Annotated in this window: 1 protein-coding gene; it reads right to left on the minus strand. The window is 71.6% G+C overall.

Going from position 1 to position 243, the window contains the following annotated elements:
- Nucleotides 1-243, minus strand: a 243-nt coding sequence (locus AC559T_RS18325; protein ID WP_498869528.1) for a TCP-1/cpn60 chaperonin family protein, incomplete at both ends; no start/stop codon positions are given.

The raw sequence follows: 243 nt of genomic DNA on the forward strand, positions 1-243 counted from the left end.
ACGACCTCGATGGTGAGGAAGAGGCCGGTGATGGACGCGGCGTTCTGCAGCGCCGAGCGGGTGACCTTCACCGGGTCGATGATCCCGGCGGCGATCATGTCGACGTACTCGCCGGTGGCGGCGTTCAGGCCGTGCCCGGTGGGCAGGCCGCGGACCTTCTCGACCACGACGCCGCCCTCGAGACCGGCGTTGGTGGCGATCTGGCGCAGCGGTGCGGCGAGCGCGCGCTCGACGATCAGGGCG

This window comes from Frankia sp. Hr75.2 (assembly GCF_949319125.1).
In the GTDB taxonomy this organism is placed as follows: Bacteria; Actinomycetota; Actinomycetes; order Frankiales; family Frankiaceae; genus Parafrankia; species Parafrankia soli.